This is a genomic window from Bradyrhizobium sp. UFLA05-109, from assembly GCF_054185165.1.
The window spans coordinates 146391-166240 of the sequence record NZ_JBBIAR010000010.1 but is presented as its reverse complement, the minus strand read 5'-3'; the positions used below and the strand labels follow the sequence as shown (position 1 = coordinate 166240).

The following is a 19850-nucleotide window of genomic DNA, read 5'->3' as shown; positions in this document are numbered from 1 at the left end:
CTTCGACGTGCAGGACGATCTCCGCACCGACTATGCCTTGATCGCCACGGGCGTTGCCGCCGCCCTGGTTGCGCTGGTCTACCTGCTGATCGTCTGAACAGTCGGCCGGCAAGCGCGCCACGCGCCTGCAAAATAGGTCTGCGCGCCGACACATAAGGTTCACATCATCCGGATTTTTCCGTGACCCGGCCTGAGCCAGATCAAGGCGCCCGGGGCGAAATCCGCAAAGCATCAGTCAAGCATCGCCCATGCTGCGACTGCTAATCATCCACCATTTTAAAGACCGGTTGATAGCAACCAGCTTTCGCTTCCGCTTTGGGAGCCGCGGGCGCCTTAATCGCCGCCCCGCATCCCGCCGGAAAAGTTGCTAAGCACATCCGACCATGGCCCTGACTGATTCGACCGTCCTGAAACTCGCGCCCGACGCCGGAACCCCCGCCTACCGGAGCGCACCGCACAATATCGAGGCGGAACAGAGCCTTCTGGGCGCCATTTTGGTCAACAACGACGCCTTCTACCGCGTTTCCGACTTCCTCGAGCCAAAGCACTTCTTCGAACCACTCCACCAGACCATCTTCGAGACCGCCGGCAGCCTGATCCGGATGGGCAAGATCGCCACGCCGGTGACGCTGAAGACGTTCCTGCCCGCCGATACCGACATCGGCGGCATGACCATCGGGCAATATCTGGCGCGGCTTGCGGCGGAAGCGACCACCATCATCAATGCCCAGGACTATGGTCGCACCGTCTACGACCTGTCGTTGCGGCGCGACCTGATCGGCATCGGCGAGGACATGGTCAATGTGGCCTATGACGCGCCGGTCGACTTCGCGCCGCGAGCGCAAATTGAGGACGCCGAGCGACGCCTCTACGAGCTCGCCGAATCCGGCCGCTATGACGGCGGCTTCCAGAAGTTCTCGCAGGCGTTGGCAGTCGCGGTCGACCTCGCGGCAAAGGCGTTCCAGCGCGACGGAAAGCTGTCCGGCATCTCGACGGGCATGCGGGACCTCGACACCAAGATGGGCGGCCTCCAGCACTCCGACCTCATCATCGTGGCTGGACGCCCGGGCATGGGCAAGACATCGCTGGCGACCAACATCGCCTACAATGTCGCCAAGGCCTATGTCGGCGAGCTTCAGGCCGACGGGACCCTGAAGGCCGCCAATGGCGGCGTGATCGGTTTCTTCTCCTGCGAAATGTCGGCCGACCAGCTCGCCACGCGTATCGTGGCCGAGCGCACCGGCGTTCCCTCCTCCCACATCCGCCGCGGCGGCATCTCGGAAGCCGATTTCGACAAGATCCGGGAGGTCTCGATCGAGCTCCAGTCGCTGCCGTTCTACGTCGACGCGACCGGCGGCCTGTCGATCGCACAGCTGATGGCACGCGCGCGTCGGCTGAAGCGCCAGAAGGGCCTCGATCTCCTCGTGATCGACTACATCCAGCTGCTGTCAGGCTCGGGCAAGCGCGCCAGCGACAGCCGCGTGCAGGAAATCACGGAGATCACGACCAGCCTGAAGGCGCTCGCCAAGGAACTCAACGTTCCCGTCATCGCGTTGTCCCAGCTCTCGCGCCAGGTCGAATCTCGCGACGACAAGCGGCCGCAGCTGTCCGACTTGCGTGAATCCGGATCAATCGAGCAGGACGCCGACGTCGTGCTGTTCGTGTACCGCGAGGAATATTACCTCGCCATGAAGGAGCCGCGCCCGGGCACGCCTGAACACGAGAAGTGGCAGCTTGACATGAGTATTGCGCACGGAAAAGCCGAAGTCATCATCGGCAAGCAGCGCCACGGCCCTACAGGCACCGTCGATCTCGCGTTTGAAGCCTCGGTCACGCGGTTCGGCGACCTTGCGCCCGACAGCCAGCTGCCGGCTCGCAGCAACAACGACTATTGAGTTCCTTGAACCAGACCGGCCTCTTGCGTAAAACGGCGCCATGACAGCGGCGTCCGCTCCGAATCTCATCCCGCAAACCGGCTTCCTCTCCGAGGAGGCCAACCAGGCCGCGCCGCTCGCCGCCCATGGCGGCGTGCTCACCGTCGACCTCGACGCGATCGTCGCCAACTGGCGCAAGCTCGAGAAGACCGCGGTGCCCGCCGAATGCGCCGCCGTGATCAAGGCCGACGCCTATGGCTGCGGTACCGAGCCGGTGGCGCGCGCGCTGTACGGAGCTGGCTGCAAGACCTTCTTCGTCGCGACGATCGAGGAAGCACGCATCGCCCGCGCGGCGGTGCCGACCGCGACGATCTATGTGCTCGGCGGCTTTTTCCAGAACACCGGCGAGCACTACGCCAAGATCGATTGCCGCCCCGTGATCGGCGATCTCAACGAGCTCGCTGAATGGGATGTGTTCTGCCGACGCACGGGCTGGACCGGGGGCGCGGCCATTCACGTCGACACCGGCATGAACCGGCTCGGGCTGACACTCCAGGAGGCGCAGGCCATCATTCCGCGCATCAATGCCGGCGATCACGGCATCACGCTGGTGATGAGCCATCTGGTCTCCGCCGAGCAGCTCAACAGCCCGGTCAACGCCAAGCAGCTCGCCACCTTCCGCTCCATCGCGAGCGAGTTCGCCGGCGTTCCCGCCACACTCGCCAATTCCTCCGGCATTTTCCTGGGCGCTCCCTTCCAGTTCGACGTGGTGCGGCCGGGCGCGGCGCTCTACGGCGTCAACCCGACGCCGGAGGCCGACAATCCGATGCAGCCCGTGGTCGATCTCAAGGCGCGCATCGTGCAGATCCGCAACATCGAACGCGGCGAGACGGTCGGCTATGGCGGCACCTGGAGCGCGCGGCGCCCCACGAAGCTCGCGATCATCGCGGTCGGCTATGCCGACGGCTACTTCCGAGCCGCCAGCTCCAATGACGGCACCCGCGGCGCCGAGGTGATCGTGGCCGGCAAACGCTGTCCGGTCGCGGGGCGCGTCTCCATGGATCTGATCGCGATCGACATCACCGATCTGCCGCCGAACGCGGTGCGGCGCGGCCACATGGTAACGTTGCTAGGCGAAGGCATCACCGTCGACGAGCTCGCGCATCATTTCGGCACCATCGGCTACGAGGTGCTGACGAGCCTCGGCCACCGTTATGCCCGGGTCTACAAGGGCGGCAATGTGGTGGAGCCGCTGGCGAAGCCGGAGCCCGTACAGGCAGCCGAGCAGCCGCCCTCCCCGCCGCCGATCGAGCAGCCCGCGAGCCCGCCGCCGCTGCCGACCTAACCGACATTCTCTCGTGCCCCGGAAGCAGCGCAGCGCTACTTCAGCGGTGCGCTGCAGAGCCAGGGCCCATCTTTCCGCATTGTAACCGTGCCGCCTTCCGGGTCCCGGCTCTGCGTCGCACCGCACTGGACGATGCTTCGCATCGCCAGGAGCGCTGCGCCGCGTCCGGGACACGAGTCTCTACTTCTTCCTGCTGTCGAGCGCCGTCTTGCAGGCCGCGCTGAGCTGATCGCGCTTGGCGTTGAGGCAGGCGATGATCTTGCCGCCGCCAGGAGCGATGCCGGCGCAGAATTTGTCATAATCCGCCTTGCACGCGCCGCGCGGATCGGACGATTGTGCCGAGGCCGCTCCGGAGAACGCGACGGCGACGACGATGGCGGCAAACTTCAACTTGGACATTGTATCTCCGGTGACAGAAGGCAGGAGCCGGTTAGCTCTACATGAAGATTGCGACATTCAACATCAACAACATCAATCGCCGCCTGCCCAATCTGCTGGCATGGATCCATGCAGCGAAACCCGATGTCGTCGCGCTTCAGGAATTGAAGGCTAGTGATGGCGAATTTCCGGCGGCGGCCATCAAAAAGGCCGGCTACGGCGCAGTCTGGCGCGGACAAAAGACCTGGAACGGCGTCGCCATTCTCGCGCGCAACGCCGAGCCGGTGTTGACCCGCGACCGCTTGCCCGGCGACGCTGACGACCTCGAGGCGCGCTACATCGAGGCCGCCGTGCGCGGCATCATCTTCACCAGCATCTATTTGCCGAACGGCAACCCGCAGCCTGGACCGAAATTCGACTACAAGCTCGACTGGTTCGCGCGCCTGAAGCGTCACGCAAAAAGCTTCCTCAAACAGGACCTGCCGGTCGTGCTCGCGGGCGATTACAACGTCGCTCCGACCGCGCTCGACATCTATCCGACGAAATCCTGGGACAAGGACGCCCTGATCCAGCCCAAGAGCCGCGCCGCGTTCGCTTCACTCGTCGCGCAAGGCTGGTGTGACGCGCTCCGCACGCTCCATCCCGAGAAACGAATCTACACCTTCTGGGACTACAAGCGTAACCGCTGGCCACGTGACGCGGGCCTCAGGCTCGATCACCTCCTGCTCAGCCCCGCCCTCACGCCGCGCCTGAGCAAAGCCGGCGTCGACAAGAACATCCGTGGCGAAGACGGTGCCAGCGATCACGCGCCGGCGTGGGTGGTGCTGCGTTAGGTGCGTGCTCGCAAATCCACTACCTTGGTTTGCCACGCGGCACGCTTTTGGATAGCTTCGTTCGATAGTGCGATCCTTACTTGCCTCATCTGACGTACAGATGGACAACGCTCAGGACCCCTACGCAATGATTACCCCCGGACGTCATCGTCCGCTTGCCCAGGACACCTGGAATGAATTGGTTGTTCGGGCCGCAATTGAAGAAATTGCAGCCGATGCGACCGCACATTTCCGTCCCGACATCTTCTGGCCGGCTCACCCGAGTGACGATGGGACGGGCGATGGCGACCCTAGCTTCTACAAAGGCGCCGCAGGGGTCATTTGGGCGCTAGATTACTTACACCGCATAGGTGCTACCCGCGTCGCCAAAGACTTTCGCTCTGTGCTGCCAAAGCTGATGGAGCGGACAATCATCGACCACGAAGCCAGTTCGCCGACCGATTATGAGAAGCATGGCTCGCTGCTTCGCGGCGACATGGGCGCGGCACTTCTTGCAATGCGCCTTGAGCCGACATCGAGCCTCGCCGACCTGGTTTATAGGCGCGCCGAAGCAAACAATGGACTGCCTATCCGAGAACTCATGTGGGGTATGCCGGGGTCGATGGTAGCGGCAGTCCATATGGGCGAGATGACAGGGGAAACGCGCTGGCGCGGCCTCTTCGAAGTGCAGGCAGCGCGGCTGTTAGCCGAACTGGAGGACACGCCACAAGGCCCACTTTGGACCCAGGATCTTTACGGTGCCAAAGATCGCTTTCTCGGGCCCGTTCACGGCTTCGCCGGCAACGTTATTCCATTATTGCTCGGATGGGATTGGTTGACGCCGCCACAGCAGGCGCACATAGCCGAATTTGTGCCGAAGTCGCTTGAAGCGAACGCGTGGCGGTACGATGTCGGAACGACGTGGGGCCCGAGAAGCAAGCGCGAGAAGCGGCTTTTCATATGTCAGCACTGTCACGGTGCGCCGGGAATGGTGACGACCTTTGCTGACGCGCCCTTCGCTACGCCAGAATTTGACGCGCTTCTGTTGGATGGCGGGCGCTTTGCCTGGGCCGCCGGACCGCTAACAAAGGGCTCGAACCTTTGCCACGGCACGGGTGGAAATGGCTACGCATTCCTCAAACTCTACCGACGCACGAAGGACCCGATTTGGCTCGACCGCGCGCGCCAGTTCGCCATGACTGCCATCGTCCAGTATCGCGGCGCTCGGATGGTTGCCGGTCGTGGTCGATATTCGCTTTGGACCGGAGACATCGGCCTTGCAATCTACCTCTGGGATTGCATCACAGGGGATGCCCAGTTCCCTACCATCGATGTGTTCTGACTCCAGCGAGTTGGGACCAGCATGGGTCGTGCTGAGGTAGGCCCACGCGGGCGATTTCCGCTGACGGGCCAGATGCGGCAACTCGTCGATCTTGCTCTCGAAGCAGATGTCGGTGGTGCCTTTGATCAAATCCGTTGACTGGCCTCGTAACGTGCATTCGCCTGCTCAAACATGCGGCGCCTCTGCTCGCGGTCCAAGGGGTGCTCGTCGAGGGTCAGCGAGTCCCATTCACTGCGCTCGACTGCAAGGAAATCGCCGCCGTAGATGTGGATTGCACCGGTCAACCGATCGATCGGGTTGATGACCGAGTGGATGATGTCGGGACCGAGTGCCACGGCGTCTCTTTCGCAGAGGGCCTTCGCGCCCGCTGCCTCGACTTTGTGTGGCGTGCTTGGAATGCGTCGCCAGAAGATATTGTCTTCTCGGCCTGAGTAAACGCCGATCACGGCCCACATGCGGTGATCATGAGGCATCACCATCATACCCGGCGCCCATACTACGTTGAGGATTGTAAGTGAGCCCGAATGGAAGAGCGTGCGGCTTTCGGGGCGCTTCGGTTCACCAAGCCCTTTGAGGACTGCCGCCGGATCGGACACCGCGCGCGCAAGGACTTCACGAACTGCCTTGTGGGTTGGGTCCGTTGCGAAAGCTGCGCGGCAGTCGGCAATGAACTGCTCGGATTCAAACATATCAATCTCCTTTTAGAGACCAACGCATAATGACCGGTCAATCGGCCCGTCCGTTAGGGGCAGAAGGGCCACATTCCCCTAAGCTTCAGCTTTGTCTACTTAACGCCCGAAAGCTATCGTCTCGCTTTCACGTTTTCGCATATCGCCTCTCAGATGCAGCAACTCGTCGGTTTGGCTCGCTCGAACCAGATGTCGGTCGCGCCTCTGATCGTTTCCGCCATGGGCCAGAAGCCGGCAATGCTGGAGCTGGGCCGTTACTCGGGCAGCCCTGCTTTTCGCAGGCCGTCCGTCAACCTGGCGAGATCCTCGGCGCGGCGGAACGGCATTTGCTCCCTGAGATTGGAAAGACGGAGCATCGGATCGAGCTGACGCAGGCGGGCTAACGACATCTCAGGGCTCTCTGGCCGGCCGCCGAGCGCGGCGCTGGCGACAATCATCCTTGCGGCCGGAAGGTAGCCGGGATGCTCCCGCGAAGTCCGCTCTGCCCATGACAGTGCGTCGTCATTTCTGCCGCAGGCAAAATGCGCATAGGCGCCGACACACCACCATGCGAAGGCGAAGACATCGGAAGGGCTCAACAGCAGCGCACGTTCGACGTTGGCCAGCGCGAGCTCGGGCTCACCGCGCCATACATGAATCCAGCCATGCAGGCCCAAAGCGGCGGGGGAGTTCGGGTTGAGCGCCCGCGCACGGGCGACCGCATCCGTTGCAACGTCGAGATCGCCTTGCAGATACGCCAGGCCAAAACCGGCCGCGGTCAGGAATAGCGGATCATCCCTTCCGAGGTCGAGCGCTCGTCGGGCAAGTCTCGCGCCTTCAGCGGATTCGGCCGCGTGATCGGTGAACCAACCGAACGACTTCGCCCAAGTGTAGCACTGCGAGGCGAACGCATAGCCCGCGGCTGAGTCCGGGTCGATCTGTATTTCCCGCTGAAAGATTTGCAGCGCTTCCGCATTGGCCTCCCTGGTCAACCGTCTTTGCACCGCAAATCCGTGCATCAAACGCTCCCACGACGTAGCCGCAGGCTTCCGTGTCGCGCGCCGGGTCTCGACCCGCAGGACGACCGGCTCGATCGCACCGACCACGCTGGCCGTCACCTGGTCCTGCAGATCGAAAGCATGTTCCAGGCCGCCGTCGAAGTGATCGGCCCAGACGTGCGTGCCCGTCGCCGTATCGATGAGCTGACCCGTTATGCGAATGCGATCCCCTGTCTTGCGCACGCTACCTTCCAGGATAAAGCGGACGTCGAGTTCGCGACCGATCTGCCTCACATCGATGGCACGCCCCCGGTAGGCGAAGCTCGAATTGCGGGCGACTACCGACAGCCATTGGAAGCCGGCGAGCCCAGTGATGATCTCCTCGACGATCCCATCCGTGAAATGGTCCTGCTCGGTATCGTCGCTCATGTTCTCGAACGGCAGTACCGCGATCGAGGGCCTGTCAGGTGGGAGGGCAGCCTCCGCCGATCCCGTGGGGCGGACCGAGATCCCTGTCGCGCCCGAATGCAGATTCTCTTCGCGAACCGTCCCGATGAAACGAAAACCCTTTCGTGGCAACGTCTTGATGAGGCGCTGCTCCTCGCCGGTATCGCCGATCGCGCTTCTCGCAGCGTTGAGGCGGGTCGTCAGCGCCGCCTCGGATACGATACGTCCCTTCCAGATGGCGTTGACGAGATCGTCCTTGCTGACCACGCGCGCCCTGTTGCAGATCAAGTAATCGAGCAGATCGAATACCTGAGGCGCTGTCGGCACCACGTCATCTCCGCGCCGCAGCTCGCGCCGGTCGGTGTCGAACGCGTAGTGCTCGAACAAATAGCGCAAGGGATATTCCCTCGATTGCCCTTCGAGGTCGCCACGGCACGGTCTGACGCGAAAGAATAAGCCGCCGGTAAGGAAAATGTAAGCCGCCCGTCAAGCGTGCTCGGCCGCATCCGGGCATCCTGACCCAGCGAAACGCCGGGAGGTAGCCCGATGACAACGGCCCTTAACTCGTTGGAGTCACGGCGGACAGTCGTGACGGTGCGGTTTGGCTTCACGATCCTCGCGCATTGCCGCGAAGCGTTTCTCGAATGGCGCAAACGCGGGAAGTTGCGCGCCAGCTTGGACGGTCTGAGCGATCGAGAACTCTTCGATCTCGGTATCGGGCGCGGCGAGATCGACTACGTCTCCTCCAATCGCGCTTTCGACCCACGCGGCGCCGTCGTCTCGCCGTGAGCAAGACCGCGCAGCCGGTTCAAAAACGAACCGGCTGCATAAAGGACGTGTCATGCAGCCGAAAGAGGCTCACCCAAATCAATTCGAACAAGCCACGATGCGCGCATTTCGGGTTCAGCCTGATTGGTATGAGCAATACTGGCTCAGGCAGAACGTGGCCTCCGTTGAAAGACGATGGGGGCGTTCGAGTGTCCTTCTACGTTCGGTCCTGTATGCAGCAATCGTATCCATGCTCGTCTACTTTGGTCATTGAATCTGAACCGGATCCTCGGGCGATTTTGGGTGCGTTTTCGCGCCTCCGAGTACGCGCCCTCACCACAAATTCTTGCCGTCGATCAAGTTCACCGGCACCGCATCGAGATCGTAATCGTCGAACAAACGCGCGTTGATCGCGACCTTGGGATTGTCGAAGTCGGGCTTGCCGGTCGACCAGTCCGGCGACTCCGAATAGGTGCCGCAGCCGCAACTCGCGCAATAATGATGTTTAACGGTGCGGCTGCCCCATTGATAGGTCGCGACGTTCTCCTGCGGAGAGAGCAAGCGAAACTGCGCCGGCTTGTAATAGGCCCATAGCGCCCCCCGCTTGGCGCAGAGCGAGCAAGTGCAGCGCGTCACGCTGGCCGGCGGCTCCGTAACCTCAAACACCGTCTCCCCGCAATGGCAGCTTCCCTCGACCGGCATGGCCCGCTCCTGGTTCCCAAAAATGTCAGGAGATGGTCGTAGCCGAGGCCTGCTGCCAACATGCTGTCAGCATGTGCTGCGGCGCACTGCCCGGTTTGGAGGCAGCGCCCGGCCGGGCAATGCCGGCCTGTGCCCGTGCCAGAGGGTTTCGCGGAGCGCGTCACACTGGCCCTCCGTCTACTTTGCATGGGGTTGTTTTCGAGATTTTTGTCACGCAGGCGAAGCGGTCCGAGTTGCGGCAAGATTTGGCTACACTCGCCCCGATTCCCGGAGCCGTTCCAATTGGCCTTCCTGTTCGTCCTCATCGTCGGCCTGGTCGCCGGCACCATTTCCGGCATCGTCGGCACGGGGTCGTCGATCATGCTGATGCCGGTACTGGTCTATGAATATGGGCCGAAGGAAGCGGTGCCGATCATGGCAGTCGCAGCCGTGATGGCGAACCTGTCGCGGATCCTCGCCTGGTGGCGCGAGGTCGACTGGAGGGCGTGTGCTGCCTATTCCATCACGGGCATTCCCGCCGCAGCGCTCGGCGCGCGGACGCTGCTGGCGCTGCCCTCGCACGCGGTCGATGTTGCGATCGGGATTTTCCTGATCGCGATGGTGCCGGTGCGGCACTGGCTCGCGCGGCACGATCTGAAGGCCAATCTCTGGCATCTGGCGATCGGCGGCGCGATCATCGGCTATCTCACCGGCATCGTGGTCTCGACCGGCCCGCTCAGCGTGCCGCTGTTCCTGTTCTATGGCCTCGCCAAGGGCGCCTTCCTCGCGACCGAGGCCGCCTCCTCGCTCGGCCTCTATCTGTCGAAGTCCGTGACCTTCGAGCGCTTCGGCGCGCTGACCGGCGACGTCGCCATCAAGGGCCTCATCGCAGGCTCCTCGCTGATGTTCGGCGCCTTCATCGCCAAGCGCTTCGTGCTGCACATGAAGCCGGACGTGTTCCGACTGGTGATGGACGCCATCATGGTCGCGGCGGGCCTCTCCATGCTATGGAACGCCACCCAATCCCCCTGACACCGATTCACCAGTTCCCATGGCCAAATCCACGCTCTCCTTCGTCTGCCAGAACTGCGGCGCGGCCTATAACCGCTGGCAGGGCAAGTGCGAGGCCTGCGGCGAGTGGAACACGCTGGCCGAGGAGGACGCGACCGGCAACGTGCCGGTGTCGATCCGCTCCAAGCGCAAGGGGCGCACCTTCGCGCTGGAGAGCCTGGCGGGAAAGAGCCCCGACGCCCCTCGCCTGTCCTCGGGGATGACCGAGCTCGACCGCGTCACCGGCGGCGGCTTCGTGCGCGGCTCGGTGCTGCTGGTCGGCGGCGATCCCGGCATCGGCAAGTCGACGCTGCTGACGCAGGCGACCAGCTTGCTGGCGCGCGCCGGCCACCGGATCGTCTACATCTCCGGCGAGGAGGCGATCGCGCAGGTGCGCTTGCGCGCCGAACGGCTCGGGCTGTCGGACGCGCCGGTGCAGCTCGCCGCGGAGACGTCGGTCGAGGACATCATCTCGACGCTGTCGGAAGGCTCGGTCCCCCGCCTGATCGTGATCGACTCGATCCAGACCATGTGGACCGACACGGTCGAGTCCGCGCCCGGCACGGTGACGCAGGTTCGCGCCTCCGCACAGGCCCTGATCCGCTTCGCCAAGAAGACGGGAGCCGCCATCATCCTGGTCGGCCACGTCACCAAGGACGGGCAGATCGCCGGTCCCCGCGTCGTCGAGCACATGGTCGATGCCGTGTTGTCCTTCGAGGGCGAAGGCTCGCAGCAATTCCGCATCTTGCGCGCCGTGAAGAATCGCTTCGGCCCCACCGACGAGATCGGTGTGTTCGAGATGACGGGTCTGGGTCTGCGCGAGGTCACCAACCCCTCCGAGCTGTTCCTGTCCGAGCGCGACCTCGGCACCCCCGGCACCGCCGTGTTTGCGGGTATCGAGGGCACCCGCCCCGTGCTGGTCGAATTGCAGGCGCTGGTGGCGCCCACCTCGCTCGGCACCCCGCGCCGCGCGGTGGTCGGCTGGGACCCGAGCCGGCTTTCCATGGTGCTGGCGGTGCTGGAGGCCCATTGCGGGGTCAAGCTGTCCGGCCACGACGTCTACCTGAACGTCGCAGGCGGCCTTCGCATCCATGAGCCGGCAGCCGATCTGGCGGCAGCGGCGGCCCTGGTCTCATCCCTGGTTAACGCACAGTTACCCACCGATGCCGTCTATTTCGGCGAGATTTCGCTCTCCGGCGTGGTGCGGCCCGTGGCCCAGACCCCCTCACGGCTGAAGGAGGCCGCGAAACTCGGCTTCAGCCGCGCCGTACTGCCCGAATCGGCCCGGGGCGAGGCCGGCGGTGACGCCGGGCTGTCGCTCAACGCCGTGAACAGCCTGACCACGCTGGTCGCCGAGATCGCCGCCCGCGGCTCTCGCCGGGGCGAATCCGCAAGTCAGCCCGAGAAAAATGCCACACCTGCCAGATTCCGCCGTGGAGAGGGCTAGGTGGAGGTGACGATCCCCGGCCCCGCCGCTATACAGCCGTCACAAAGCAGCGGGATTGCATGGTTCCGGACTTGCCGGGAACACCGTCTGCCCCTCACTTAGGGCGGCGGCCAAAACATCGATTCGCTGAGCATTGAGAGTACGAGCGGACCAGACCAGCCGATGCCGATTACACTCCTTGATCTGATCCTGCTCGGCGTGATGTTGATCTCGGGTCTGCTCGCCATGGTCCGTGGCTTCATGCGCGAAATCCTGTCGATCGCGGCCTGGGGCGCGGCGGCAATCGTGACCCTCTATTCATTCTCGAAGCTGCTGCCGACGGCAAAGACCTATTTCAACAACGACACGGTCGCGAGCGTCGTGGTTGTGGCTGGCGTGTTCGTCGGCACGCTGATTGTGGTCTCCGTGATCACGGTCCGGATCTCCGACATGATTCTGGATTCCCGGATCGGCGCGCTGGACCGTACCCTGGGCTTCCTGTTCGGCCTGGCCCGCGGCCTCCTGATCGTCGTGGTCGCCTTCCTGTTCTTCACCTGGCTGGTCCCGGACAAGCAGCGCCCGGACTGGGTGACGGGGGCGAAGTCCCGTGTGGTCTTGCAGGGAACCGGAGATTGGCTGATGTCGCTCTTGCCGGATGACCCCGAGAACACCATCTTGAAGAGATTCAAGAAAAACAAACCAGATGATGATCAAGCTGATACCGAGCAGCAGCCTCCGGGCGGCAGCGACGGCTACAGTAAACCGGCTCGCGACAGCCTTAAAAAGCTGATCGAGAAACCCGCGGCGCGTTGAATTGAGCCCGAAGAGAGGCGCGATGGACGAGATGCAAAACCCCGACTGGAACGCCCAGCTTGATCTCGACCTCCCCCCGGCCGGGCTCGAGCTTCAGGACGATCTCGAGGGGGATACGCTGCGCGAGGAATGCGGCGTGTTCGGCATCTACGGCCATCCCGACGCCGCGGCCATTACCGCCCTCGGCCTCCACGCCCTTCAGCACCGCGGCCAGGAAGCCGCCGGCATCGTCTCCTACGACGGCTCCCGCTTTCATTCCGAACGCCGCCTCGGTCTCGTCGGCGACACCTTCTCCCGCCGCGAAGTGATCGACCGCCTGCCCGGCAGTGTCGCGGTCGGCCATGTCCGCTACTCCACCACCGGCGCCACGATCCTGCGCAACGTGCAGCCGCTGTTCGCCGAGCTCAATGCCGGCGGCCTTGCGGTCGCCCATAACGGCAACCTCACCAATGGCCTGACGCTGCGCCGCGAGCTCGTCAGGAACGGCGCGATGATGCAGTCGACCACCGACACCGAGGTGATCCTGCACCTGGTCGCGCGCTCCAAGCGCAACCGCTTCATCGAACGCTACATTGACGCGCTGCGCGAGATCGAAGGCGCCTATGCGCTGGTGTCGGTTACCAACAAGAAGCTGGTCGGTGCGCGCGATCCACGCGGCATCCGCCCCCTCGTGCTCGGCGAGCTCGACGGCTGCCCGATCCTGACGTCGGAGACCTGCGCGCTCGACATCATCGGTGCGCGCTTCGTGCGCGACATCGAGCCCGGCGAAGTCATCGTGTTCGACGAGAACGGCCAGGACGTCCACAAGCCGTTCCCGCCGATGGCGCCGCGCCCCTGCATCTTCGAATACATCTATTTCTCGCGTCCGGATTCCATCGTCCACGGCCGCTCGGTCTACGAGGTTCGCAAGGCCTTTGGCGCGCAACTCGCCAGGGAGAGCCATGTGCCGGTCGACGTGGTGGTGCCGGTGCCGGATTCCGGCGTGCCCGCTGCAGTCGGCTACAGCCAGTTCTCCGGCGTGCCGTTCGAGCTGGGCATCATCCGCAACCACTATGTCGGCCGCACCTTCATCCAGCCGACGCAGGCGATCCGCGAATCCGGCGTGCGCATGAAGCATTCGGCGAACCGCGCCGCGATCGAAGGCAAGCGCATCATCCTGATCGACGACTCCCTGGTGCGCGGCACCACCTCGAAGAAAATCGTACGCATGATGCGCGATGCGGGCGCGACCGAAGTGCACTTCCGTCTCGCATCGCCCCCGATCCTCTATCCCGACTATTACGGCATCGACCTGCCCGATCGCGGCGGCCTGCTCGCCGCAACGCATTCGCTGGAAGAGATGCGCGAGATCATCGGCGCGGACTCGCTCGCCTTCCTGTCGATCGACGGCATGTACCGCGCGATGGGCGAGCCCGGCCGCGACCCGGCCAATCCGAAGTTCTCCGATCACTGCTTCACCGGCGCCTATCCGACGCATCTCACCGACCAGACCCAGACCGAGCAGCAGCCGCGGCAATTGTCGCTGCTGGCGGAAGCGAGTTGACGGCGTAGCCGTCATCCCGGGGCGGTCCGCAGGACCGAACCCCAATGCGCAATTGCGCATTGTGGGGCCTCGAGATTCCGGGTTCGATGCTTCGCATCGCCCCGGAATGACGACCAAGCGGGGGCTTGTCTCGGCCATCCACGCCTGTAAAACCCCGCCATGACAAAGCCCCTCGCCAATCGCATCGCTCTCGTCACCGGCGCCTCGCGCGGCATCGGCTACGCCACCGCAATCGCGCTGGCGAAAGCCGGCGCGCACATCGTCGCCGTCGCGCGTACGCAGGGCGGGCTGGAAGAGCTCGACGACGAGATACGGAAATCAGACGGCAGCGCCACGCTGGTACCGCTCAACCTCACCGACTTCGACGGTATCGCGCGGCTCGGCGCCGCACTGCACGAGCGCCACGGCAAGCTCGACATTCTCGTCGGCAATGCCGGCGTGCTCGGCCCCTCCTCGCCGCTCGGCCATATCGAGCTGAAGACCTTCACCGACGTGATGGCGACCAACGTGTCGGCGAATTTCCAGCTCATCCGCTGCATGGAGCCGCTGCTGAAACAATCGGACGCCGGCCGCGCGGTGTTCATCACCTCGGGCGCAGCCAACAAGGCGACCGCCTATGTCGGCCCCTACGCCGCCTCCAAGGCCGCGCTGGAAACGCTGGCGCGCGCCTGGGCACAGGAGACCGCGAGCACCACTCTGCGCGTCAACCTCTTCAATCCTGGGCCGATCCGCACCCGCATGCGCGCGACGCTGATGCCGGGCGAGGATCCCTTGACGCTCGACACGCCCGAGCAGGCGGCGGAGTTCATCGTGCCGATGTGCGCGCCCGACTGGGCGGAAACCGGCAAATTCTACGACTACAAGTCGCGCACCCTAATGAGCTTCCGTCCGCCGGCCTGAAGTCCGTGCATGCTGGCCGCCACGCGGCCATGCGACCGGTTGATGAAATTTAAGTCAGTGGAAGGACGATCGGGTTAACCGATCGGCCGGCCCGCTACGATTAGCGCATTGCCGCAAGCATCAGGACAGGCTATCGGGAACATCAAGATCGTGACCGATCGCGCCGATGGTCAAAAGCCCCAATCAAGAGGGCCGTCCCGGCATCAACAGTTGGAGGGAATACAATGAAAAATTTGCGCGCGTGGCGCTACGCCGCGCTGTTGACCTGTGCCGGCCTCGGCTTCGCCACCTCGGCTTCCGCCCAAGACAAGACCATCAAGATCGGCGTGCTGAACGACATGTCGAGCCTCTATGCCGACATCGGCGGACCGAACTCGGTCGCCGCCGTGAAGATGGCGGTCGAGGATTCCGGCATGAGGGCCAAGGGCTGGACCATCGAGGTCGTCTCCGGCGATCACCAGAACAAGCCCGACGTCGGCGTGAACATCGCAAGGCAGTGGATCGACAACGACAAGGTCGACGTCGTTTCGGACGTACCCAATTCTGGCGTTGCTCTGGCCGTAAACAATCTGGTCAAGGAGAAGAACTCGGTTCTGCTCAACTCGGGCGCAGCCTCCGCCGACCTCACCGGCAAGGCGTGCACGCCGAACACGATCTCCTACACTTACGACACCTACATGCTCGCCAACGGCACCGGCAAGGCACTCACGAAGGCCGGCGGCGACACCTGGTTTTTCCTGACCGCGGACTATGCCTTCGGCCACGCACTGGAGCGCGACACCTCCGCCGTCGTCACCGCCAGTGGCGGCAAGGTGCTTGGCGCGGTCAGGCATCCGCTCAACACGTCAGACTTCTCCTCCTTCCTGCTGCAGGCGCAGTCCTCAAAGGCCAAGGTGGTCGGCCTCGCCAATGCCGGCGGCGATACCACCAACGCGATCAAGCAGGCGTCCGAATTCGGCATCGTCGCGGGTGGCCAGAAGCTCGCAGCGCTGCTGCTGTTCATCAACGACGTGCACGCGCTCGGCCTCAAGACCGCGCAGGGGCTGACCTTCACCGAGTCCTTCTATTGGGATCTCAACGACCAGACGCGCGAATGGTCGAAGCGCTTCCAGAAGGTCTCGCCGAAGGGCTCGATGCCGTCGATGACGGTCGCCGGTCTCTATGCAGGCATCCTGCATTATCTGAAGGCGATGGACGCGCTGGGCAGCAACCCGCATGACGGCGCCAAGGTCGTCGCCAAGATGAAGGAACTGCCGACGGATGATCCGCTGTTCGGCAAGGGCCCGCTGCGCGCAGACGGCCGCCGCCTCATCCCAGCCTATCTGTTCGAGGTGAAGAAGCCGGAAGAGTCGAAGGGCCCGTGGGACTACTACAAGCTGGTCGCCACCATCGCACCGGAAGACGCCGCCAAGCCACTCGAGGCGAGCGAGTGTCCGCTGGTGAAGAAGTAAACGATGGTATCGTAGGGTGGGTTAGCCGAAGGCGTAACCCACCACTTCTCTCATCGTGTGGCGGATTACGCTTCGCTAATCCGCCCTTCCTGTGATTTGGCACCAGCCAGCGTTCGCATCGCGATCATCACCGCCATGACCATCAATACGGCCGCAAGCAAGAACGGCGCGCCGGGCAGATGCCAGAACGCGCTGCCGCTGATGAAATAGGAGAACGTCAGCGTGAACAGGAAGGGTCCTACGAGCTGCGACACGCTCTGCACGCTCGTGGTTGCACCCTGCAATTGTCCCTGCTGATCGGGTGCGACGAGCCGCGTCATCAGCGATTGCGCGGCCGCGCCTGACACGCCCGACAGCGACATCACGGGAATGCCGAGCCAGAACAAGGGGCCGGTCGGTGCACTCCCAAAGATCAGAAAGCCGATGGCGCCGCAGCTCAAGCCGAGGAGCAGCGCGTTGCGCTCGCCGAGCGCACGCACGATTGGGCCGACGCCGAGCCCCTGCACCACCATGGCGCAGATGCCGACCATCGCGAGGGTGAGCCCGACGGTCTTGGAGTCCCAGCCATAACGATAGGTCGCATAGAGCACGAAGGTCGAGGGTAGCACGACGTGCGCCACCTGCGCGATGAAATTGACGACGGAGAGGCCCGCGAGCACCGCGTTCGAGCGCAACAGATGCAGCGCGCCGAGCGGATTTGCGCGGCGCCAACGGAACGGCGAGCGTCTGTCCGGCGCGAGCGATTCCGGCAGGATTAGAAGACCATAGATCGCATTGGCAAAGCTCAATACCGCCGCAGCCCAGAATGGCAGCCGCGGATCGATATCGCCGAGCAGCCCGCCCAGCGCCGGGCCAAAGATGAACCCCGCACCGAATGCCGCACCGATCCTGCCGAAGACCGCGGCGCGGCGCTCCGGCGGTGTCAGGTCGGCGATATAGGCAAAGGCGGTCGAGATGCTCGCCGACGTGATGCCTGAGATGATGCGCCCAATGAACAGCCAGATCAGGGACGGCGCCAGCGCCATAAGCACGTAGTCGGCGGCGAGGCCGAAGTTCGACAAAAGCACCACCGGCCGCCGGCCGAAGCGATCGGACAGCGCACCCAGCACCGGCGAGAACACGAACTGCATCAGCGCCCATGCGGTGCCGAATAGGCCGAAGATGCGGGCCGCGTGCGCGGTGTCGTTGCCGACGAAACTCTCGATGAGCTTTGGCAGGATCGGCATGATCACACCAAGCGCGAGCATGTCGAGCAGAATGGTGACGAAGATAAAGGCGACCGCACCGCGCCGGATCGGCGCAGCATCCGAGCTTATCGTCTCACCCGCCTTGCCGCTCACGACAGCCGCTTGCGCTTGTGCGCAAACGGGTTGGCCTTCTCGCGCAACGTGATCCGCACCGGCGTGCCCGGCAGCTCGAAGGCGTCGCGCATGGAGTTGGTGAGGTAGCGCAAATAGGCCTGCGGAACGGCGTCGGCGCGCGAGCAGAACAACACGAAGCTCGGCGGGCGCGCCTTGGTTTGGGTGATGTAGTTGAGCTTCAGCCTGCGCCCCGAAACCGCCGGCGGCGGGTTGGCCTGGATGGCCTGCTCGAACCACCGGTTCAATGCCGATGTCGGCACGCGCCTGTTCCAGACCGCATAGGCGTCCTGGATCGCCTGCATCAGGCGGTCGATGCCTTCCCCCATCAGGCCGGAGACGGCGACGATCGGCACGCCTTTGACCTGCGGCAGCCAGTGATCGGCATCGCGGCGCAGATTGGAGATCGCGCCGCCGCCCCTGCTTTCCATCAGGTCCCATTTGTTGACCGCCAGCACGACGGCGCGGCCCTCGCGCTCGATCAGGTCGGCGATGCGCAGATCCTGCTCCTCGAAATGGTGCTGCGCGTCCATCATCAGCACGACGACTTCGGCAAAGCGCACGGCGCGCAAGGCATCGGCGACCGAGAGCTTTTCCAGCTTCTCCTCGATGCGCGAGCGGCGGCGCAGGCCCGCGGTATCGAAGACGCGGAAATTGCGCCCCTTCCAGTTGATCTCGACCGCGATCGAGTCGCGCGTGGTGCCCGCCTCCGGGCTGGTCAAGAGGCGCTCCTCGCCGAGCAGATGGTTGATCAGCGTCGACTTGCCGGCATTGGGGCGGCCGACGATCGCAACCCGGATCGGGCGCCTGGCGGCCTCCTCCTCGGACAGCTCCTCCTCGTCCTCGACCTCATCCTCATCGAGCGGCTCGGGCAGGAGCCTGCTCAAGGCATCGTAGAGCTCGCCCATGCCCTCGCCATGCTCGGCGGAAATCTGGATGGGATCGCCGAGCCCCAACGCAAAGGATTCCATCGCGCCGGCATCGCCGTGCTTGCCCTCGCTCTTATTGGCAACGAGCAGCACCGGCTTGTTGGCGCGGCGCGCAAAATCGGCGAAGGCGCGATCGGTCGGCGTGAGGCCGACGCGGGCGTCGATGACGAAGAACAGTGCGTCGGCTTGCGCGATCGCGGTCTCGGTCTGCTCCTGCATCCGCGCGGTCAGCGAACCCTTGGCGCCTTCGTCGAGACCGGCCGTGTCGATGATGGTGAATGCGAGATCGCCGAGCTTTGCATCGCCCTCGCGGCGGTCACGGGTCACCCCGGGGAGGTCATCGACGAGCGCGAGCTTCTGTCCCACCAGGCGGTTGAACAGGGTCGACTTTCCGACATTGGGCCGGCCGATGATGGCAATCGTAAAAGACATTGGTCATTCGTGCGCTGCCGAGGCTGCGCCTGTCAATGCAGTGAAAAATATCAGCGCGTGAAGCTGCCGCTCGGCATCGGCGCCGGGAAAGCTCCCTGCGACTGCTGCTGCGTGGTCTGGGTCGATTGCGCGGGCTGGCTGGTCTGATCCTGATCCGGCGGCGGCGCGGTGGTGCGCTTGCGGACGATCTTCTGCTTCGGCGGCGGTGCCGCGGGGGCCGGCGCCGCTTCGGGCTGGGCCTCGCCGTCGACTTCGCCAGCCGGCGCCTCGGCCGGCGCAGCGGCGGCTGCCGCCGGTTGCTTGGTCTTCTTCGACTTCGCGGCCTTGGCGGATTTCGGCGGCTCGGGCGGCGGTGCGGCAGCAGCAGCCGCGGCGTCCGCATTCTGCTGGTCCTGCTGCTGCTGAGCGCCCTTGTAGAGATCTTTCGGCACGCCCTGCTCCAGGCCCGGCACGCCCTCGGGGAAGACCGGCTTGCGATCGCCCGGCAGCTTCTTCTTGGTGTCGAGCCAGTCCATAAGGTCGCTCGGATCGAATCCGCCGCTCGAGCAGCCGCCAAGGAGGCCCGAGAAGGCGATCAGAACGGCAGCTGCGATCAAACGTTGCGTACGGCGCATCTCAGGTCTCGTCCAACTGTT

The 19850-nt window shown here is 64.2% G+C and carries 18 protein-coding genes; 11 read left to right on the top strand and 7 right to left on the bottom strand.

The window, feature by feature from the left end:
• The first annotated feature begins 383 nt into the window (after nucleotides 1-383).
• Nucleotides 384-1895, top strand: coding sequence for a replicative DNA helicase (locus Q3C01_RS09880; RefSeq protein ID WP_458145126.1), 1512 nt, complete (start codon nucleotides 384-386; stop codon nucleotides 1893-1895).
• 40 nt (nucleotides 1896-1935) lie between these two features.
• Entirely contained in the window at nucleotides 1936-3219 is a 1284-nt protein-coding gene (gene alr / locus Q3C01_RS09875) for an alanine racemase (protein ID WP_458145125.1), read from the top strand.
• Between the two features lie 180 nt (nucleotides 3220-3399).
• Here alr and Q3C01_RS09870 read toward each other — a convergent pair whose 3' ends face one another.
• The gene (locus Q3C01_RS09870; RefSeq protein ID WP_458145124.1) at nucleotides 3400-3618 is read right to left on the bottom strand and encodes a cysteine rich repeat-containing protein; all 219 of its coding nucleotides are present in this window, start codon (nucleotides 3616-3618) and stop codon (nucleotides 3400-3402) included.
• Nucleotides 3619-3659: 41 nt separating this feature from the next.
• On the opposite strand from Q3C01_RS09870, the gene Q3C01_RS09865 reads away from it, so the two are divergent.
• Complete coding sequence (locus Q3C01_RS09865) at nucleotides 3660-4430, top strand: exodeoxyribonuclease III (RefSeq protein ID WP_458145123.1); 771 nt, start codon at nucleotides 3660-3662, stop codon at nucleotides 4428-4430.
• A 100-nt stretch (nucleotides 4431-4530) separates the two neighbouring features.
• Nucleotides 4531-5751 (top strand): lanthionine synthetase C family protein, encoded by a 1221-nt coding sequence (locus Q3C01_RS09860; RefSeq protein ID WP_458145122.1) that lies wholly within the window; start codon nucleotides 4531-4533, stop codon nucleotides 5749-5751.
• A 125-nt stretch (nucleotides 5752-5876) separates the two neighbouring features.
• On the opposite strand, the gene Q3C01_RS09855 is transcribed toward Q3C01_RS09860, so the two are convergent.
• Together Q3C01_RS09855 and Q3C01_RS09850 are read right to left on the bottom strand one after the other, a co-directional pair.
• Nucleotides 5877-6440 (bottom strand): cysteine dioxygenase family protein, encoded by a 564-nt coding sequence (locus Q3C01_RS09855; protein WP_458145121.1) that lies wholly within the window; start codon nucleotides 6438-6440, stop codon nucleotides 5877-5879.
• A 254-nt stretch (nucleotides 6441-6694) separates the two neighbouring features.
• Complete coding sequence (locus Q3C01_RS09850) at nucleotides 6695-8260, bottom strand: winged helix-turn-helix domain-containing tetratricopeptide repeat protein (RefSeq protein WP_458145120.1); 1566 nt, start codon at nucleotides 8258-8260, stop codon at nucleotides 6695-6697.
• A gap of 150 nt (nucleotides 8261-8410) precedes the next feature.
• Between Q3C01_RS09850 and Q3C01_RS09845 the strand changes: the two genes are divergently transcribed.
• Nucleotides 8411-8653 (top strand): DUF1127 domain-containing protein, encoded by a 243-nt coding sequence (locus Q3C01_RS09845; RefSeq protein ID WP_458145119.1) that lies wholly within the window; start codon nucleotides 8411-8413, stop codon nucleotides 8651-8653.
• A gap of 312 nt (nucleotides 8654-8965) precedes the next feature.
• On the opposite strand, the gene Q3C01_RS09840 is transcribed toward Q3C01_RS09845, so the two are convergent.
• Entirely contained in the window at nucleotides 8966-9334 is a 369-nt protein-coding gene (locus Q3C01_RS09840) for a GFA family protein (RefSeq protein WP_458145118.1), read from the bottom strand.
• A gap of 282 nt (nucleotides 9335-9616) precedes the next feature.
• On the opposite strand from Q3C01_RS09840, the gene Q3C01_RS09835 reads away from it, so the two are divergent.
• The 6 genes from Q3C01_RS09835 (at nucleotide 9617) to Q3C01_RS09810 (ending at nucleotide 16496) form a co-directional block, all read left to right on the top strand.
• Nucleotides 9617-10345: a sulfite exporter TauE/SafE family protein gene (locus Q3C01_RS09835; RefSeq protein ID WP_458145117.1), complete on the top strand. Its 729-nt coding sequence runs from the start codon at nucleotides 9617-9619 to the stop codon at nucleotides 10343-10345.
• 19 nt (nucleotides 10346-10364) lie between these two features.
• Nucleotides 10365-11810: a DNA repair protein RadA gene (gene radA / locus Q3C01_RS09830; protein ID WP_458145116.1), complete on the top strand. Its 1446-nt coding sequence runs from the start codon at nucleotides 10365-10367 to the stop codon at nucleotides 11808-11810.
• A 162-nt stretch (nucleotides 11811-11972) separates the two neighbouring features.
• A complete protein-coding gene (locus Q3C01_RS09825) occupies nucleotides 11973-12602 on the top strand; it encodes a CvpA family protein (RefSeq protein ID WP_458145115.1) in 630 nt (209 codons plus the stop codon).
• Nucleotides 12603-12633: 31 nt separating this feature from the next.
• Nucleotides 12634-14145, top strand: coding sequence for an amidophosphoribosyltransferase (gene purF, locus Q3C01_RS09820; RefSeq protein WP_458145137.1), 1512 nt, complete (start codon nucleotides 12634-12636; stop codon nucleotides 14143-14145).
• Nucleotides 14146-14304: 159 nt separating this feature from the next.
• Nucleotides 14305-15045, top strand: coding sequence for an SDR family NAD(P)-dependent oxidoreductase (locus Q3C01_RS09815; protein WP_458145114.1), 741 nt, complete (start codon nucleotides 14305-14307; stop codon nucleotides 15043-15045).
• Between the two features lie 224 nt (nucleotides 15046-15269).
• Complete coding sequence (locus tag Q3C01_RS09810) at nucleotides 15270-16496, top strand: ABC transporter substrate-binding protein (RefSeq protein WP_458145113.1); 1227 nt, start codon at nucleotides 15270-15272, stop codon at nucleotides 16494-16496.
• Nucleotides 16497-16561: 65 nt separating this feature from the next.
• Here Q3C01_RS09810 and Q3C01_RS09805 read toward each other — a convergent pair whose 3' ends face one another.
• Genes Q3C01_RS09805 through Q3C01_RS09795 form a run of 3 tightly spaced genes read right to left on the bottom strand, consistent with a single transcriptional unit; the run spans nucleotide 16562 to nucleotide 19829 of the window.
• On the bottom strand, nucleotides 16562-17836 hold the full coding sequence (locus Q3C01_RS09805; protein WP_458145112.1) for a TCR/Tet family MFS transporter: 1275 nt from the start codon (nucleotides 17834-17836) through the stop codon (nucleotides 16562-16564).
• On the bottom strand, nucleotides 17833-19215 hold the full coding sequence (gene der / locus Q3C01_RS09800) for a ribosome biogenesis GTPase Der (protein ID WP_458145111.1): 1383 nt from the start codon (nucleotides 19213-19215) through the stop codon (nucleotides 17833-17835). The genes Q3C01_RS09805 and der overlap by 4 nt, the downstream gene beginning before the upstream one ends.
• A 50-nt stretch (nucleotides 19216-19265) precedes the next feature.
• A complete protein-coding gene (locus Q3C01_RS09795) occupies nucleotides 19266-19829 on the bottom strand; it encodes a hypothetical protein (RefSeq protein WP_458145110.1) in 564 nt (187 codons plus the stop codon).
• Nucleotides 19830-19850 lie beyond the last annotated feature (21 nt).

Bases quoted from the DNA above. Each gene is read 5' to 3' on its own strand.
- Q3C01_RS09845 (WP_458145119.1), top strand. From the start codon at position 8,411: ATGACAACGGCCCTTAACTCGTTGGAGTCACGGCGGACAGTCGTGACG.
- purF (WP_458145137.1), top strand. From the start codon at position 12,634: ATGCAAAACCCCGACTGGAACGCCCAGCTTGATCTCGACCTCCCCCCG.
- alr (WP_458145125.1), top strand. From the start codon at position 1,936: ATGACAGCGGCGTCCGCTCCGAATCTCATCCCGCAAACCGGCTTCCTC.
- radA (WP_458145116.1), top strand. From the start codon at position 10,365: ATGGCCAAATCCACGCTCTCCTTCGTCTGCCAGAACTGCGGCGCGGCC.
- Q3C01_RS09810 (WP_458145113.1), top strand. From the start codon at position 15,270: ATGAAAAATTTGCGCGCGTGGCGCTACGCCGCGCTGTTGACCTGTGCC.
- Q3C01_RS09825 (WP_458145115.1), top strand. From the start codon at position 11,973: ATGCCGATTACACTCCTTGATCTGATCCTGCTCGGCGTGATGTTGATC.
- Q3C01_RS09855 (WP_458145121.1), bottom strand. From the start codon at position 6,440: ATGTTTGAATCCGAGCAGTTCATTGCCGACTGCCGCGCAGCTTTCGCA.
- Q3C01_RS09815 (WP_458145114.1), top strand. From the start codon at position 14,305: ATGACAAAGCCCCTCGCCAATCGCATCGCTCTCGTCACCGGCGCCTCG.
- Q3C01_RS09865 (WP_458145123.1), top strand. From the start codon at position 3,660: ATGAAGATTGCGACATTCAACATCAACAACATCAATCGCCGCCTGCCC.
- Q3C01_RS09795 (WP_458145110.1), bottom strand. From the start codon at position 19,829: ATGCGCCGTACGCAACGTTTGATCGCAGCTGCCGTTCTGATCGCCTTC.
- Q3C01_RS09870 (WP_458145124.1), bottom strand. From the start codon at position 3,618: ATGTCCAAGTTGAAGTTTGCCGCCATCGTCGTCGCCGTCGCGTTCTCC.
- der (WP_458145111.1), bottom strand. From the start codon at position 19,215: ATGTCTTTTACGATTGCCATCATCGGCCGGCCCAATGTCGGAAAGTCG.
- Q3C01_RS09880 (WP_458145126.1), top strand. From the start codon at position 384: ATGGCCCTGACTGATTCGACCGTCCTGAAACTCGCGCCCGACGCCGGA.
- Q3C01_RS09860 (WP_458145122.1), top strand. From the start codon at position 4,531: ATGGACAACGCTCAGGACCCCTACGCAATGATTACCCCCGGACGTCAT.
- Q3C01_RS09840 (WP_458145118.1), bottom strand. From the start codon at position 9,334: ATGCCGGTCGAGGGAAGCTGCCATTGCGGGGAGACGGTGTTTGAGGTT.